Source organism: Corynebacterium sp. MSK195 (assembly GCF_030228885.1).
In the GTDB taxonomy this organism is placed as follows: domain Bacteria; phylum Actinomycetota; class Actinomycetes; order Mycobacteriales; family Mycobacteriaceae; genus Corynebacterium.
The window spans coordinates 165,990-182,430 of the sequence record NZ_JASPGT010000002.1; the positions used below are offsets into that span (position 1 = coordinate 165,990).

Genomic DNA, 16,441 nt, shown 5'->3' on the forward strand with positions numbered 1-16,441 from the left:
AACCTTATCATCCAAGGTCTTCGGCTCATTATTAGCCGGAACCTCATCCGTCTCAGAACCAGCAGTAATCGACGGAGCAGGAACATCAGTCTTCGGCGCAGTGATCTTCACATCAATCGGATCACCAACCTTGTTGCCATCCCTGTCCTTAACAACAACCTTGGCATCCTGCGGATCAGTACCCTCCGGCACCGTCACCTTAATGTCACCAGTCTCCGGATCAACCTCAACCTTGGCACCCTCAATCGGCTTACCGTCCTTATCCAGGACCTCACCAGTCATGCCCTCAGTCGGGTTCTTAACCTTATCATCCAAGGTCTTCGGCTCATTATTAGCCGGAACCTCATCCGTCTCAGAACCAGCAGTAATCGACGGAGTCGGGTCTGCCAGGAATGAATCCGCCAGAAGTAGCGTACCCGTAGGCTTGCCCGAAGCATCGGCGGCGAATACCTGAGAAGAGTACACAGTCGCCTTGGATAGGTCCTTCGGGACTGTGAAGTCACAGGATTCCAACTCACCTAGTTTGTTAGCAGTGACAGTGCAAACCTCACCGGTGGATTCACCGTCCGCAAACCACTCAATGGCGTACTGCTGGTTAGGAACCAGGCCGGTAGTCTTCGACTTGGCGGTATCACCAGGAGCTGCGATAGCAGAAGTGTTGTCGTAATTGAATACGTCGTGAATCGGGCGCGGAGTCAACAACGCGAACTTCTGGTCATAAATATTATCTGACACAAGCGCCTTACCTATTGGATCATCGGCGGGCTGGAACATATTGTCCTGGTAATTACCCATCCATAGGTCACGGTTATCACCGACTACCGGATACAAGTACATGTAGTCCTTGTTAATGTGGCGGTGACGCTGGCCCGCGGTGCCGTTCCACTGCATCAGGTTACCGTGCTCTTCGTCCTCAGCGGAAACGAGCGTGCCCCATTCTTCGTCCGTGGTTTTGTTGCCCTTCTTGTCGCGGCTAACGCCGTACAGGCCAGCGAACGGGAGATAGAAGGAACCGTCATCCTTTACATAAGCTACGCGGGACTCTGCGATATGGGAGCCTTCGCCGTGCTCAGCCTGATACTTCTCAACGATTTCCTTCTGGGCAACACGGAACTGTTCACGACTGTGGTTCTTGTTTGCTTCCTTCCAAGCGTCAAACTCACGTGCTACTTCATCGTTGACATAGGAGCCTACGACCTTAACATCAGTAGCGGCACGATCTGAAGATCCATTGAAGTATCTGTCGGCGAGTGTGCCCCCGGCCTCATTGTTTTCCCACCAAACTTCGCCCCGTGCGGTACCATAATTACCACCGTCTGGCCACTTCTTGTCAGCGGTCGGTGCCTCGGTCCACTCAGCTTCAGGCTTTGCAAGCCACCCATCTACGTTCGGACGTTCTTGGAATACGACCTTAGAACCGACAATTCGGTTAATGCCGGCCGTAAAGTCCCAGCTCTCCCATTTACGGGTCAGTCGGCCATGGAAGCGGCCACTGTACATGTCGCCGCCGGCCGCCAAGGTGTACTTGGCTGGGTCTGGGTTCTCAGCCCAAGTGCGGACTTGGAACTTCGAATCGCCTGCCAACTTGAATTCGACCGGATTGCCCAGACCATCCTTCGGTGCCTTGGACAAGTCGAAGACGAATTTACCCTCGGAATCCGAGGTGGTGTAGTAAATAGGAGAAACCTGCCCCTTACCGTTAACATACTGCAAGAAGACCTTTACACCAGGCATGGCCTCGTCAGCATCGTCCTGTTTATCTGGGTTTCCATCACGATCCAAGTAGACAGTGCCTTGGTAGCCCTGCTTCTGACCCCAAGTACCATCCGCCCGAATAGCAGTTGCTTCCGAAGTGCCCCGCGAATCAACGCTGCGATCCTGCGCAGATGCTGCATCCTGAGCAGCAGCAACCGGCGAGGAAGCCGGATTTACAACTGGATGAACAAACGGAGCTACGAGAGCTACAGAGAGAGCAGCGGCAGCGATAGTAGTGCCGCGACGGCGAGTTACGCCGTAAAAACTCTTCACTTTCATGAAAAGTCCTTCCTTATAAAAAATTAGGGAACATCAGAGAACAGGAGTATGCCCTCCACTCTTGGCCAGGCGTACGAACAACTGATTTTTAGCTGAGTTCTGACTGTCCTCAATCTGTAACATTATTGAAATCAGCTGCCTTTCACAACCCATACCTACATTTAGTTTTATTATTGCCAATGGTTAACATTGTACACATTTCCCAGGAACGGAAGATCTGCCTAGTCAGTCGCCCTTCGGACTCTTCGCGTCACTTAAATACGTAATAAATCAGCTGAATATCCCTCTTGGAGATCAGCACGCCTTCTCTATGCTGTCCGCCTTTTTCGCATGAAAAAAGCGTGTCTGGGAATCCAGACACGCTTTCTGTTGAAGCAGCAATTACGGCGTTGCTGCCCTCGCTCTTACCTAGAAGGTGAAGTCCTCATCCAGCGGAACGGAAGCACCGGTGAACTCACCGAAGCCGTCATCACCATAGATGGAATCGCCATAAGTCGGAATCGAGTATGCAGCATTGCGCGCAGCCTCGGTCGGCTTAACGGAGATATTGCGGTAACGGGAAATACCGGTACCAGCCGGAATCAGCTTACCGATGATGACATTCTCCTTGAGGCCAATGAGCTTATCGGAGCGCTTATTAATAGCGGCGTCGGTAAGCACGCGAGTGGTCTCCTGGAACGATGCAGCAGACAGCCAAGACTCAGTAGCCAAAGAAGCCTTGGTAATACCCATAATCTCCGAACGCAACTGAGCCGGCTCACCTCCCTCTGCAACCTGGGCAGCATTGAGCTGCTTAGCCTCAGAAAGGTCAATGAGGTTACCCGGCAACAAGTCCGTGGTACCCGCATCAATGACGGTACCGCGGCGCAGCATCTGGCGGATGATGATCTCGATGTGCTTATCGTGAATAGCCACACCCTGGGTACGGTACACAGCCTGAACCTCGTTGATGAGGTGCTGCTCCACGCCACGACGGCCGAGGACCTCGAGCACGTCGTGCGGGTCAGCCGCACCACGCATCAGGCGGTCACCGGTCTCAACATGGTCGCCGTCCTTGAGGGAACGCTCAATCATGGCGTCCGGGTTGGACTCCATCGGGCGACGAACCTGAGCCAAGCCCTGACGCTTGGAGAGCTTCTCATAGACCACGTCATCAGAGCCGTCATCCGGGGTGATGGTCAGGGTCCAGAAGTTACCCTCATCGGACAGAGAAACGGTGCCGTCAACGGAGGCAATTGGAGCGCGGTTCTTCGGGTTACGAGCCTCGAAGAGCTCCTGCACACGCGGCAGACCGCCGGTAATATCGCCACCGACACCACCCTGGTGGAACGTACGCATGGTCAGCTGGGTACCCGGCTCACCAATGGACTGTGCAGCCACGATGCCAACGGCCTCGCCGATATCGACGAGCTGGCCGGAAGCCATGGACTTGCCGTAGCACTTGGCACACACGCCGGCCGGGGTCTGGCAGGTCAGCACGGAGCGAACCTTAACCTCGGTGACCTTAGCGTCAAGCAGCTTCTGGGTGAGTTCCTCGGTGAGGTCGGAGCCGGCCTCGGCCACGACCTCGCCGTTGGCGTCCTTGACGTCGGTCGCGATAACGCGGCCGGATGCGGAGGTCTCCCACAGCTCGGAGAGAACAACCTTGTCACCGGATTCCTCGCCGATTGGGACGCGAACACCCTGGCGGGTGCCACAGTCCTCTTCGCGGACGATGACGTCCTGGGCCACGTCCACCAGACGACGGGTGAGGTAGCCAGAGTCAGCGGTACGCAGTGCGGTATCGGCCAGGCCCTTACGGGAGCCGTGGGAGTTGTTGAAGTACTCCAACACGGACAGGCCTTCGCGGAAGGAGGTCTTAATCGGACGGGTGATGTAATCACCGTGCGAGTTCACAACCATGCCCTTCATACCGGCCAGCGTCCAGATCTGACGCATGTTACCGGCAGCACCAGACTTCACAATCATCGGAATCGGATTGTGGTCCGGGTACATGTTCTCGACGGCCTCACCGACGGTATCGGTAGCGTCCTTCCACAGCTCAACCAGGCGGTCGTAGCGCTCGCGCTCGGTCAGGGCGCCCTGCTCCCAGTACTTGCGCTCGATGCGCTCTGCTTCCTTCTCATAAGACTCGAGGATCTCGGTCTTATTCGGCAGAACCAGAACGTCAGACATGGTGATGGTCACGCCGGAACGGGTTGCCCAGTAGAAGCCGGCATCCTTCATGTTGTCCAGCACCTGAGCAACGGTGATCATCGGATACTTATTGGCCAAGTCATTGACCACGTCACCGATGAGGACCTTATTGCCGGAGCCGCCGCCCTTACGGACCATGATGCCCTCGAGGTACGGGTAGTTCCATGGCAGCAGCTCGTTGAACATCACGCGGCCGATGGTGGTGTAGCCCATCCATGCCTGGCCCTTAGTCCAGCCATCCGGGAACTGCTCTTCCTCGATTTCCTTCGGCGGGCGAAGGTGATCGATGCGGACCTTGATCGGAGCCTGCAGACCAACGGTGCCGCGGTCATAGGCCATGAGGGCCTCAGCGTAGGAGGAGAAGACGCCGGTAGCCGGCTTGTCCTCTTCTGCCTCGCGGAAGCGACCATTGCCGCCGATCTCGTCCTCGGACTTGTCCATGGTCAAGTAGTACAGGCCGGTAACCATGTCCAGACGTGGCATGGCCAGCGGCTTACCGGATGCCGGGGACAGGATGTTGTTGGACGCCAGCATCAGGACGCGGGCCTCAGCCTGTGCCTCAGCGGACAGCGGCAGGTGGACTGCCATCTGGTCACCGTCGAAGTCGGCGTTGAACGCCTCACAAGCCAGCGGGTGCAGCTGAATAGCCTTACCCTCAACCAGCTTCGGCTCGAAGGCCTGAATACCCAAGCGGTGCAGCGTAGGTGCACGGTTGAGCATCACTGGGTGCTCAGAAATGGCCTGCTCCAGAACGTCCCACACCTCTGGGCGCTGGCGCTCAACCATGCGCTTGGCGGACTTGATGTTCTGGGCGTAGTCATTTTCTACCAGGCGCTTCATAACGAACGGCTTGAACAGCTCGAGCGCCATGAGCTTCGGCAGACCACACTCGTGCAGCTTCAGCTGCGGACCAACGATAATAACGGAACGGCCGGAGTAGTCCACGCGCTTACCCAGCAGGTTCTGGCGGAAGCGGCCCTGCTTGCCCTTGAGCAAGTCAGACAGGGACTTCAGCGGACGGTTGCCCGGACCGGTAACCGGACGGCCGCGGCGGCCGTTATCGAAGAGCGCATCCACAGACTCCTGCAGCATGCGCTTCTCGTTATTCACGATGATCTCTGGAGCGCCCAGGTCGATCATGCGCTTCAAACGGTTATTGCGGTTGATCACGCGGCGGTAAAGGTCGTTCAGGTCGGAGGTAGCGAAGCGGCCACCGTCCAACTGCACCATCGGGCGCAGCTCTGGCGGGATAACCGGGATGGCGTCCAGCACCATGCCGGCCGGATCGTTGCCGGAGCGCAGGAAGGCAGCAACGACCTTCAGGCGCTTCAGGGCACGCATCTTCTTCTGGCCCTTACCGTTGTTGATGATCTCGCGCAGTTCCTCCGCCTCAGCCTCGAGGTCGAAGTTGCGGACCAGGGTCTGGATGGCTTCTGCACCCATGCCGCCGGTAAAGTAATCCTCGTAGCGGTCAACCAGCTCTTCGTAGATGGTCTCATCGATGATCATCTGCTTCGGAGCCAGCTTGATGAAGGTGTTCCAGATTTCATCCAGGCGGGCGATCTCGCGCTCGCCGCGCTCGCGGATGTGCTGCATCTCCTTATCGGCAGCGTTCTGGACCTTCTTGCGGGCATCTGCCTTGGCACCGGCTGCTTCCAGCTCAGCCAGGTCAGATTCCAGCTTGGAGGCGCGCTCTGCGATCTCGGACTCGGTATCGTCTTCAACGTCCTTCTTCTCCAGAAGCATCTCTGCTTCCAGGGTGGACTGGTCGTTGTGGCGAGCCTCTTCATCCACGGAGGTGATGATATTGGCCGCGAAGTAGATGATGCGCTCGAGATCCTTCGGAGCCAGGTCCAGCAGGTAGCCCAAGCGGGAAGGAACGCCCTTGAAGTACCAGATGTGGGTTACCGGAGCAGCCAGCTCGATGTGGCCCATGCGCTCACGGCGAACCTTGGACTTGGTCACCTCAACGCCGCAGCGCTCACAGATGATGCCCTTGTAGCGGACGCGCTTGTACTTGCCACAAGCACACTCCCAGTCACGGGTGGGGCCGAAGATGCGCTCGCAGAAGAGGCCGTCCTTCTCCGGCTTCAGGGTGCGGTAGTTAATGGTCTCGGGCTTTTTGACCTCGCCCTTGGACCAGCGACGAATATCGTCTGCGGTGGCCAGACCGATGCGGAGCTCGTCGAAGAGATTTACGTCAAACACGTAATGTCTCCCTTTCATCCTCGTTGTCGAGGAATTGATGGCTTTTTATGAATGAAACGTTTATGCCCAGCCGCGGGAACTTCCCCGCGGTGGACCAAGAAACTAACTAGGCGATGTCAGCAGAGGAACCCTCATCGCGGGACAGGTTAATGCCAAGCGATGGGCTATCCATGTCATCGTCATCAGAGCCAGACAGCTCCATCGGCGTGCCGTCGGTGGAGAGAACCTCCACGTTCAGGCACAGGGACTGCAGCTCCTTGAGCAACACCTTGAAGGACTCAGGGATGCCCGGATCTGGAATATTGTCGCCCTTAACAATGGCTTCGTAGACCTTCACGCGGCCAACGACGTCATCGGACTTGATGGTCAACAGCTCCTGCAGGGTGTAGGCAGCGCCGTATGCCTGCATTGCCCACACCTCCATCTCGCCGAAGCGCTGGCCACCGAACTGGGCCTTACCACCCAGCGGCTGCTGGGTAATCATGGAGTAAGGACCGGTGGAACGGGCGTGAATCTTCTCATCGACCAAGTGGTGCAGCTTGAGCATGTACATGTAGCCGACAGAGATCGGGTACTTGTATGGCTCGCCCGAGCGGCCATCGAAAAGCGTGGCCTTGCCATGCTCATCCACCAGCACATCGCCGTCGCGATTAGGACGGGAAGAAGCCAGCAGGCGCTCGATCTCGTGGTTGGTAGCACCGTCGAAGACCGGGGTGGCGGTCAAGGAATCCGCAGGAACGTCATAAAGCTCTTCCGGCAGGGTCTTGAGCAGCTCGGCGTTCTTCGGATCCTCGGTGTCAACCTTCCAGCCGGCGTGTGCCAGCCAGCCCAGGTGAACCTCGAGGACCTGGCCGATGTTCATACGACGCGGCACACCGTGGGTGTTAAGCAAAATGTCCACCGGGGTGCCGTCTTCCATGAACGGCATATCCTCTGGCGGCAGGATCTTGCCCACAACACCCTTGTTGCCGTGGCGGCCGGCCATCTTATCGCCGTCCTGGATCTTGCGCTTCTGGGCCACGTAGACGCGAATCATCTCGTTGACGCCAGGGGCCAGATCGTCATCATCGTCGCGGGAGAAGCGAGCAACGCCAATGACCTTGCCTACCTCACCGTGCGGGACCTTCATGGAGGTATCGCGGACCTCGCGGGCCTTCTCACCGAAGATGGCGCGCAGCAGGCGCTCCTCCGGGGTCAGCTCGGTCTCACCCTTCGGGGTGACCTTGCCCACCAGGATGTCGCCGGCGCGGACGTCGGCACCGATGCGGATGATGCCGCGCTCGTCCAGGTCGCTCAGGACGTCCTCGGAGACGTTCGGGATCTCGCGGGTGATTTCCTCGGCGCCCAGCTTGGTATCGCGAGCATCGATCTCGTGCTCCTCGATGTGGACGGAGGTCAGGATGTCCTCTTCCACGATGCGCTGGTTGAGGATGATGGCGTCCTCGTAGTTATGGCCTTCCCACGGCATGAAGGCAACCAGCAGGTTGCGGCCGAGGGACATCTCACCATTGTGGGTTCCCGGGCCATCGGCCAGAACCTGGCCGGCCTCTACGCGCTCGCCCATAGAAACCAGCGGGGTCTGGTTGTAGTTGGTGCCCTGGTTGGTGCGCTCGAACTTGCGCAGGATGTAGGTATCGCGCTGGCCCTCATCATCCATGATGGTGATGACATCAGCGGTGACGTTTTCTACCACACCGGCCTTCGGGGTGATGACAACGTCGCCAGCGTCGTACGCAGCGCGCTGCTCCATGCCGGTACCCACCAGCGGAGCCTCGGAGCGCACCAGCGGCACGGCCTGCTTCTGCATGTTCGCACCCATCAGAGCACGGTTAGCATCGTCGTGCTCCAAGAACGGAATCATGGCGGTACCCACGGAAACCATCTGGCGCGGGGAGACGTCAACGTAGTCCACACCGGAGGCATCGGTAAGTCCGATATCGCCGTCCTTCAGGCGAACCTCAATACGCTCGCCGGTGAGGTTGCCCTCTGCGTCCTGCTCGACCTCGGCCTGAGCAATAGCGAAGCGGTCCTCTTCATCGGCGGTGAGGTACTCCACCTGGTCGGTGATCTTGCCGTCCACAACCTTGCGGTACGGGGTCTCAATGAAGCCGAAAGCATTCACGCGGGCGTAGGACGCCAGCGCACCAATGAGGCCAATGTTCGGGCCCTCAGGAGTCTCAATCGGGCACATACGGCCGTAGTGAGAAGCGTGAACGTCTCGCACCTCAATGCCGGCGCGCTCACGAGACAGACCGCCTGGGCCCAGCGCGGACAGGCGACGCTTGTGGGTCAGGCCGGACAGCGAGTTGTTGTGGTCCATGAACTGGGACAGCTGCGAGGTACCGAAGAACTCGCGGATAGCAGCAGAGACCGGGCGCACGTTAATCAGGGAGGTCGGAGTGATGGACTCCGCATCCTGGGTGGTCATGCGCTCGCGCACAACGCGCTCCATGCGGGACAGGCCCACACGGACCTGGTTCTGGATGAGCTCACCCACGGTGCGCAGGCGACGGTTACCAAAGTGGTCGATGTCGTCCGTGTGCAGGGAGATCATCTCACCGTTCGGCGCCTTCATCTCGCGCTCGCCTACGTGCAGGCGGACCAGGTACTCGAGGGTGACGGCAATGTCTTCCTCGGTCAGGGTCATCAGACCATCGTGGTCGCCGCCGAGCCCCAGCTTGCGGTTGACCTTGTAGCGGCCGACCTTAGCCAGGTCGTAACGCTTTGCGCGGAAGAAGGAGTTATCCAGCAAGGACTGAGCCAGCTCGCGGGTGGGCTGCTCGCCTGGGCGCTGCTTACGGTAAATCTCCAGCAGTGCCTCATCGGTGTTCGCTACACCGTCAGACTCCAGGGTCGACATCATGAGCTCGGAGAAGCCGAAGCGATCCTTGATCTGCTCCTCGCTCCAGCCCAGTGCCTTAAGCAGCACGGTTACCGGCTGGCGGCGCTTGCGGTCAATGCGCACGCCGACGGTGTCGCGCTTGTCGACGTCGAACTCCAACCATGCACCGCGGGAAGGAATAACCTTCACGGAGTGCAGCGGGCGCTCGGTGGACTTATCGATCGAACGATCGAAGTACACGCCCGGGGAGCGCACCAGCTGAGAGACGACGACGCGCTCGGTACCGTTCACGATGAACGTGCCCATATCCGTCATGATCGGGAAATCGCCGATGAAGACGGTCTGCGACTTAATCTCTTGGGTGTCGTTATTAATAAACTCTGCGGTCACGTACAGCGGCGCGGAGTAGTTGATGTCCTTTTCCTTGCACTCATCCACGGTGTTCTTCACCGGTTCAAAGCGCGGCTCCGACAAGGACAGGGACATATTGCCCGAGTAGTCCTCAATCGGCGAGAGCTCTTCAAGGATATCCTCGAGGCCGCTCGTCACGCGGGCGTCATCGCCGCGCTCAGCCTGCTCGCGCTCGCGCCACTCCGGCGCGCCGACGAGCCAATCAAAGGAATCAAGTTGTACGTCAAGGAGACCCGGCAGGGCGATAGGCTCGCTGATTTTTGCAAACGAGTATCGCTTCGGGGCTCCGGGGATATTGGCCACTGACTTGGTCTGGCGGGAGACTGCCAAGATGGGTCCTTCCAGCACCTCACGCGGATTGCCTGCTCGCCCTGGCCGACGAGCCGCAAAACCGCTGGTAATTCTAGCATTCGGTCTGCTGTGGAGTGTCTGGGTTCAGAATGCACAAAATCACCTTGTCAAGTCGGTTTTGCCATCACCGGCCTGAAAGGCTAAATGTGCACCGAAGATCCAGATTCCAGCGCAACGAAACAGCTTATAGGAAAAGACCTGCCATGTAAAGACACACCACTCTTGGGGCGTGTCGCTACCGCGCTAGGGGGCAAGCTCGCGCTCGCCACGGCGCTAACGCGTCCACGTCGCGCGACTGTGCGCGACAACCACCGAGCACCCTACCACTAAAATCTCAATACACCGCAACCCCGGCGGTGATTTTGTTTTCCAGCTGCGCTTTTACCGGCTCGCCGGCACCGCGCTTCCACCGATGCGTCCGCGGTTATGGCGCGAGCGGGCATGCTTATTCTTGCCGCCAAATAGACCGAGTGCGCCTATGATTCCGAGCAGGGTCAACAGTGCGCCGAGGCCGATGGCAACCCACCGCACGATTTCCGCTACGCGGTCGTGCGGGAAATCTGCCGCCTCTTTGAGCAGCGCCTGCTGGTCCTCTTCAGAGGTAGAGCCATTAAAGACGAAAGCGCGCTCGCGGCCCACGCCCTCGCGGTCCGCGTAGTAATCATCGATATCCATATCCATGCCCACCACGAGGCCGGTTTGTTGGTCCACGTAGAAGTCGCGGCTGCCGGAGTGGGTCAGGTAGCCCTGCTCCTCGCCGCCGTCTTCCTTGGGCAGGCTGGTGGTATTGCCATCGGCCGCAAATAGCTGCGCGACGTTGGTCGGCTCAATTTCTTGGTGGTAGCGGTAGACCGTGCGGCCGTCCATCGTGGTTTCTTCTTCAAAGACCGCATCGACGGCCTTGCGCAGCGTCGGGTCAAAGACCGGGTAGTTGGTCTTCTCTGCGCCTGCTGGGAACTTAAGCCAGTAGCCATCCACCGTGACTTTATCCGAAGGCGTAGCAAGCGTATGGCTAAGCGACGCCTCCTCCAGCGCCTCACCACTCAAGCGGTCCACCGGGTAGCTCCATACCTGGGCCTGGCTCAGGTCATTGAGGCCCTTCCCCTCGCCGCGCATGCGGGTCTCACCGATGCGCACGGTGGCCTTCTCATCGTCCGAGGGCTCTTGGATATCCATGTTGATTTGGTACGTCATGGGGCCCGAATACGGCGTAGTGCCGTCCTTGGACAGCTGCTGCGAATCCGCAGAATCATCGTGCAGTGTCCACGTACTGTTTTTCAGGTTCAGCGGCAGCCGCGGGGAGTAATCCAAAAACGCCGGCGCCACAATACCGGCGGCGATGAGCGCGACGCCGAGGCCTAGGAGCAGGACGGAAAAAATGCGGGACTTAGGCAGCATGGGGGCTAATTCTACAGCCCGTGGCGGCGATTCCCTGTTTCTACAGGCCGCCCCGCCACGCCGGAATGGTTTTAGGCCGTCTGCGTATTCCAAGCGATGATGCTGCTCGTATCCGTGGTCTGCCGCGCGCACCAGAGATCAAACTCTTCTTGCAGCCCCAGCCAAAACTCTGCCGAATTGCCAAAATACGCGGAAAGACGGAGTGCCATTTCCGCACTAATCCCAATGCGCCCACGCACCAGCTTGGAAATTTGAGACTTGGAGCTAAAAATATCCTTGGCTAAGCGGTATTGAGTCAGTCCGAGCGGCTCCAGAAACTCCTCGCGCAGGACCTCCCCAGGGTGTGGAACGGGGACGATATCCGAGGCTTCCTCTCCCTCATTTGTGATAATCGATGAAGTCAACGTCCACAGCTCCTTTCCCTGTCCACCGGAAGACTACTCGCCACTGCGCATTAACATGGATGGAATAAAATCCGTCCCACTGCCCTTTCAACCTTTCTAAGTGATTCGCTGGTGGAATCCTCAAATCGGCAAGAGAGGCTGCTCGGTCAATCATGATGAGTTTGCGGCGCAGTATTCTTCGCAGTTCAGGGGGCACGTACTTTGGCGCCTTACCATCTGTGTGAAAGCGCTCTAAGCTACCCCTCCTGAACTCCACAATGCCATAGTGTCACACTTTGACACTATTGGCCATTGCTGTACTACCCGCATTGCGCCCGCGAGTATAAAACGAGGAAACCCCCAGCTCCCACCGCGCAGCGGTAAGAGTGGGGGGTTGAAAGCGTAAAGCTCAGTGAAATTACTTGAGCTCGACGGAAGCGCCAGCCTCTTCCAGCTTGGTCTTAGCAGCCTCAGCGTCGTCCTTGGAAGCGCCCTCGAGGATAGCCTTAGGAGCACCCTCGACCATTTCCTTAGCTTCCTTCAGGCCCAAGCCGGAGACGATTTCGCGGACAGCCTTAATAACGCCAATCTTCTTAGCGCCAGCGTCGGTCAGAACGACGTCGAACTCGGTCTTCTCCTCAGCGGCAGCAGCGCCGCCCTCAGCCGGAGCGCCAGCTGCAACAGCAGCAACCGGAGCAGCAGCCTCAACGTCGAATACCTCTTCAAATTCCTTAACGAACTCGGACAGTTCGATGAGGGTCATTTCCTTGAAAGCTTCAATGAGCTCGTCCTTGGTGAGCTTAGCCATGATGGCAAGTCCTTTCTGTGTTGTGTGTGCGCTGCGCGTGTTTTATGCCGCGCACACGGTGTTGTAATTGTGCGTCTTTTGTGACGACTTAAGCTTCTGCTTCCTTCTTGTCCTGCAGGGCTGCGACGGTGCGTACAGCCTTGGTTGCAGGAGCGTTGAAGAGAGCGGCTGCCTTCGCCATAGAACCCTTCATAGCGCCAGCCAGCTTTGCGAGGGTGGTCTCGCGGTTGTCCAGCTTGGCGATGGCCTCAACCTGGTCGGCAGACAGTGCGTTGCCGTCCATGTAGCCACCCTTGATGATGAGTGCCTTGTTGTCATCAGCGAACTTGGTGATGACCTTCGCAGCATCCACTGCCTCGCCCTTGATGAACGCAATTGCGGTCGGGCCAGTCAGCAAATCATCAAGACCTTCGATGCCAGCTTCCTTGGCAGCGATCTTGAAAAGGGTGTTCTTGGCGACGGAGTATTCAACGTCAAAGCCCAGATCGTTACGCAGCTCCTGCAGCTGGGATACGGTCAGGCCGCGGTACTCGGTCAATACGACAGAGTTAGCGCCAGCCAGCTTCTCCTTCAGCTCTGCCAGGTCTGCAGTGTTCTTTGGGTTTGCCATTGTCTCTCGCCTCCTTCCAAAACATCTCTTTTATTATTCCGCCGGGGCCTTCCTCGCTTCGGTTGCCCGAAACATCAAAAGCCCCGTGCAAGAGCACAGGGCGCGCGACATAAGAGAATGCCGCGAATAATCGCAAAGTGTCTCCTGCGTGGGCCGCCTCCTAGGATGGAGAACCTTCGATCCAAATGGATGACCAACGGTCTTCGGTGAACTTTGACTCGGCCGTGAAGTGGCCGTTCAAACTTCGTGGAAAACACTACCTCCCCACCCGCGGTTTCTCCAAATCGCCGTTTCCTCCGCGTAGGATGGCCGCCATGACCTGCCTCATGTGGTTCCGCGATGACCTGCGCCTGCACGATAACCAGGCCCTTTCCCGCGCGGCCGAGGCCGCCTCGCTTGGCGACGCCCCCTTGGTCGCCGTCGTCCTCGACGAACCTGCCTATCCCGGCCCCCGCCCACGTGGCGCCACGACTCGCTCCTAGTCCATACTCCCTACCTTCCACCCGCTTCGGGGAGAGGCTGCCTGCATGGCGGCAAAAAGAAATCTCCCGCGACCCACGCATTGACTTTGTAATGGGTGCCTACTGCATTGAAGACGAGGTTATCCTGCGCCGCGAACTGGACTTCCCGGATGGCATTGCCGTGGGAGATACCCTTGTCATTCCGAATACAGACGGATATTTTATGCACATCCTGGAGTCTGCTTCACACCAAATTCCTTTGGCACGCAACGTCTACTTCGATGGCGGCGAATGGGCACCAGACGATATTGACGCCACATAACTACCGGCGGTTCACAACATAGAAAAAGGGCTTCGAGGAATTCCTCGAAGCCCTTTAACTTTGAACGCAGTGCGTTAGGACTGCTTACGCGGTGTAATCCTTAACCACGGAACCGTCAACCGGGATGCCCGGGCCGGAGGTGGTGGAGATGGTAGCGCGCTTGATGTAGATGCCCTTAGCGGAAGAAGGCTTCAGGCGCTGGATCTCGTCCATGAGAGCGCCGTAGTTCTCAGCCAGCTTCTCAGCATCGAAGGATGCCTTGCCGATGATGGCGTGCAGGTTAGCAGCCTTATCAACACGGAAGGAGATCTTGCCGCCCTTAACCTCAGAGATTGCCTTAGCAACGTCTGCGGTAACGGTGCCGGTCTTCGGGTTCGGCATCAGACCACGTGGGCCCAGGACGCGAGCAACGCGGCCAACCTTGGCCATCTGATCCGGGGTAGCGATAGCAACGTCGAAGTCGATGTTGCCCTCGTTGATCTGCTCGATCAGTTCAGCGGTGCCGACGATGTCAGCGCCAGCTTCCTGAGCGGCGGTAGCCTTCTCGCCCTCAGCGAAGACAGCAACGCGAACGTCCTTACCGGTGCCGTTAGGCAGGGAAACGGTGCCGCGAACCAGCTGGTCAGCCTTGCGCGGGTCAACGCCCAGGCGGAAGACGACGTCAACGGTGGCGTCGAAGTTCTTGGAGGAGGTCTCCTTGGCCAGCTTGGTAGCCTCGATCGGACGGTACAGGCGGGACTTATCAACCAGTTCCGCAGCGGCCTTATAAGCCTTAGACTTGGTGCTCATTTAACAATTCCTTTTCTGGATTGGTGTGGTGTTCGGCGGGCCGTAGCTGGCCCTACCACATAAAGTTTTTACTTCTCCGGTGCGCCATCAACGGTGATGCCCATGGAGCGGGCGGTACCGGCGATGATGCGAGCGCCGTTCTCGATGTCACGTGCGTTCAGGTCCGCAAACTTGGTCTCTGCGATTTCCTTGCACTGATCCCAAGACACAGAACCGACCTTGTCGGTGTGTGGGACGCCGGAGCCCTTCTGGATACCAGCGGCCTTGAGCAGCAGCTTAGCTGCCGGCGGGGTCTTCAGCTTGAAGTCGAAGGAACGGTCCTCGTAGACGGTGATCTCAACCGGAACCACGTTGCCACGCTGGTTCTCGGTAGCGGCGTTATAAGCCTTGCAGAACTCCATGATGTTGACGCCGTGGGCACCCAGTGCCGGGCCAACTGGCGGTGCCGGGTTAGCGGCGCCTGCCTCGATCTGCAGCTTGATGAAGCCGGATACCTTCTTCTTAGGAGCCATCGAATTACCTCTTTCCTGTGTTACCGGGATGTCCGCCACGATGAATAACGGGATCCCGTCCGGATGCTCACCTTCAGTGGGCCACCGGAGGATGAAACGTTTTCTTATACGCACGCCAAAAGGCGCACGGCGTTCCAGTTTAGAACACCGTGCGCCCTGCACAAAATCACTTTTTAGGAGATGCGCTCGATCTCGGTCGGCGACAGCTCCACCGGGGTCTCGCGGCCAAAGATGGACACCAGGCCCTGCATCTTGCCGGTCTCCGGGTCGATCTCGGAAATGGTGGCGGATACAGCGGCCAGCGGGCCGGACAGGATGGTCACTGCCTCGCCCACCTCGAAGTCGTGCGCATACTTCTTGGCCACTTCCTTCTCCGGCATAGCCACAACCTGCTCGCCCTCTGCCTCGTTCGGGGCAGCATCGCCCTTGGTGGACGGCGCCTCGTTGGGCATCAGGAACTTAGCTACGTCGCGGGTCTTGACCGGGGTGGCGTTGCCCTCGTTGCCCACGAAGGAGGTCACGCCTGGGGTTTCGCGGATGACGGACCATGCGGCGTCGTTAAGCTCTGCACGCACCAAGACGTAGCCCGGTAGCAGCTTGCGCTTCACAATTTTCTTCTTGCCGTCCTTGGTCTCCAGGACCTGCTCAATAGGAACAACGACCTCGAAGATGGAATCTTCTACCTCGAGGGTCTGGGCACGCATGTCCAGGTTGGTCTTTACCTTGTTTTCGTAGCCGGAGTAGCACTGGATGATGTACCACTGGCCCGGCTGCTTCTTCAGCTCGCGGGTAAAGGCGCGCAGGCGCTTGCGGTAGGCGGCATCCTCGGACTCGTCTTCGCCGGCCTCAGGGGCTGCGCCCTCGGCCTCTGCTTCGGTCGCTGCCGGTTCCGCCGCGTCGGTGGACTCGCCTGCAGCGTCGGTGGACTCAGCCGTTCCTTCAGCTTCTTCCGCTGCCGGAGCGGCTGGGGTAGCGTCCTCTTGCTGTGCTTCTTCTACGGAGCTAGCGTGCTCTGCCGCCTGCTCCTGCACGTTAGACTGCATTGCCTCTTCCAGGGAGGTGCCTACGGTTTCGACGTTGTTCTCGTCGCTCATAATTCTTACTCCAAAAATTCCT

At 58.4% G+C, this 16,441-nt stretch carries 11 protein-coding genes and 2 pseudogenes; 2 read left to right on the top strand and 11 right to left on the bottom strand.

What is annotated here, in order from left to right:
* The 8 genes and pseudogenes from QP909_RS02665 to rplJ all read right to left on the bottom strand — a co-directional run.
* Positions 1-2,034: pseudogene (locus QP909_RS02665) on the bottom strand (hypothetical protein); the annotation flags it as partial.
* A 408-nt stretch (positions 2,035-2,442) separates the two neighbouring features.
* On the bottom strand, positions 2,443-6,438 hold the full coding sequence (locus tag QP909_RS02670) for a DNA-directed RNA polymerase subunit beta' (RefSeq protein ID WP_179387368.1): 3,996 nt from the start codon (positions 6,436-6,438) through the stop codon (positions 2,443-2,445).
* 106 nt (positions 6,439-6,544) lie between these two features.
* Positions 6,545-10,039: a DNA-directed RNA polymerase subunit beta gene (rpoB, locus tag QP909_RS02675; RefSeq protein ID WP_284766037.1), complete on the bottom strand. Its 3,495-nt coding sequence runs from the start codon at positions 10,037-10,039 to the stop codon at positions 6,545-6,547.
* 384 nt (positions 10,040-10,423) lie between these two features.
* Positions 10,424-11,440: a cell envelope lipid trafficking protein PgfA gene (pgfA, locus tag QP909_RS02680; RefSeq protein WP_284766038.1), complete on the bottom strand. Its 1,017-nt coding sequence runs from the start codon at positions 11,438-11,440 to the stop codon at positions 10,424-10,426.
* Positions 11,441-11,511: 71 nt separating this feature from the next.
* Positions 11,512-11,844, bottom strand: a complete 333-nt coding sequence (locus QP909_RS02685; protein ID WP_250409854.1) for a HigA family addiction module antitoxin — start codon at positions 11,842-11,844, stop codon at positions 11,512-11,514.
* Entirely contained in the window at positions 11,819-12,100 is a 282-nt protein-coding gene (locus tag QP909_RS02690) for a type II toxin-antitoxin system RelE/ParE family toxin (protein WP_350309212.1), read from the bottom strand. The genes QP909_RS02685 and QP909_RS02690 overlap by 26 nt, the downstream gene beginning before the upstream one ends.
* Positions 12,101-12,241: 141 nt before the next feature.
* Positions 12,242-12,631, bottom strand: coding sequence for a 50S ribosomal protein L7/L12 (gene rplL, locus QP909_RS02695; RefSeq protein WP_023020528.1), 390 nt, complete (start codon positions 12,629-12,631; stop codon positions 12,242-12,244).
* 88 nt (positions 12,632-12,719) lie between these two features.
* The gene (gene rplJ, locus QP909_RS02700; RefSeq protein WP_005322886.1) at positions 12,720-13,241 is read right to left on the bottom strand and encodes a 50S ribosomal protein L10; all 522 of its coding nucleotides are present in this window, start codon (positions 13,239-13,241) and stop codon (positions 12,720-12,722) included.
* 314 nt (positions 13,242-13,555) lie between these two features.
* Here rplJ and QP909_RS02705 point away from each other — a divergent pair, with 314 nt between their 5' ends.
* Positions 13,556-13,723: a deoxyribodipyrimidine photo-lyase gene (locus QP909_RS02705; protein WP_284766041.1), complete on the top strand. Its 168-nt coding sequence runs from the start codon at positions 13,556-13,558 to the stop codon at positions 13,721-13,723.
* 85 nt (positions 13,724-13,808) lie between these two features.
* Positions 13,809-14,024 (top strand): annotated as a pseudogene (locus QP909_RS02710) (Y4yA family PLP-dependent enzyme); the annotation flags it as partial.
* Between the two features lie 84 nt (positions 14,025-14,108).
* Here QP909_RS02710 and rplA read toward each other — a convergent pair.
* The 3 genes from rplA to nusG form a co-directional block, all read right to left on the bottom strand.
* Complete coding sequence (gene rplA, locus QP909_RS02715; RefSeq protein ID WP_005322897.1) at positions 14,109-14,813, bottom strand: 50S ribosomal protein L1; 705 nt, start codon at positions 14,811-14,813, stop codon at positions 14,109-14,111.
* Positions 14,814-14,881: 68 nt separating this feature from the next.
* Positions 14,882-15,325: a 50S ribosomal protein L11 gene (rplK, locus tag QP909_RS02720; protein WP_049358678.1), complete on the bottom strand. Its 444-nt coding sequence runs from the start codon at positions 15,323-15,325 to the stop codon at positions 14,882-14,884.
* Positions 15,326-15,498: 173 nt separating this feature from the next.
* Entirely contained in the window at positions 15,499-16,419 is a 921-nt protein-coding gene (gene nusG, locus QP909_RS02725; RefSeq protein ID WP_284766043.1) for a transcription termination/antitermination protein NusG, read from the bottom strand.
* Between the last annotated feature and the right edge of the window lie 22 nt (positions 16,420-16,441).

Excerpts from the sequence above, each read along its gene's own strand:
- rplA (WP_005322897.1), bottom strand. The coding sequence starts at position 14,813 with ATGAGCACCAAGTCTAAGGCTTATAAGGCCGCTGCGGAACTGGTTGAT.
- rplL (WP_023020528.1), bottom strand. The coding sequence starts at position 12,631 with ATGGCTAAGCTCACCAAGGACGAGCTCATTGAAGCTTTCAAGGAAATG.
- pgfA (WP_284766038.1), bottom strand. The coding sequence starts at position 11,440 with ATGCTGCCTAAGTCCCGCATTTTTTCCGTCCTGCTCCTAGGCCTCGGC.
- QP909_RS02705 (WP_284766041.1), top strand. The coding sequence starts at position 13,556 with ATGACCTGCCTCATGTGGTTCCGCGATGACCTGCGCCTGCACGATAAC.
- nusG (WP_284766043.1), bottom strand. The coding sequence starts at position 16,419 with ATGAGCGACGAGAACAACGTCGAAACCGTAGGCACCTCCCTGGAAGAG.
- rplJ (WP_005322886.1), bottom strand. The coding sequence starts at position 13,241 with ATGGCAAACCCAAAGAACACTGCAGACCTGGCAGAGCTGAAGGAGAAG.
- rplK (WP_049358678.1), bottom strand. The coding sequence starts at position 15,325 with ATGGCTCCTAAGAAGAAGGTATCCGGCTTCATCAAGCTGCAGATCGAG.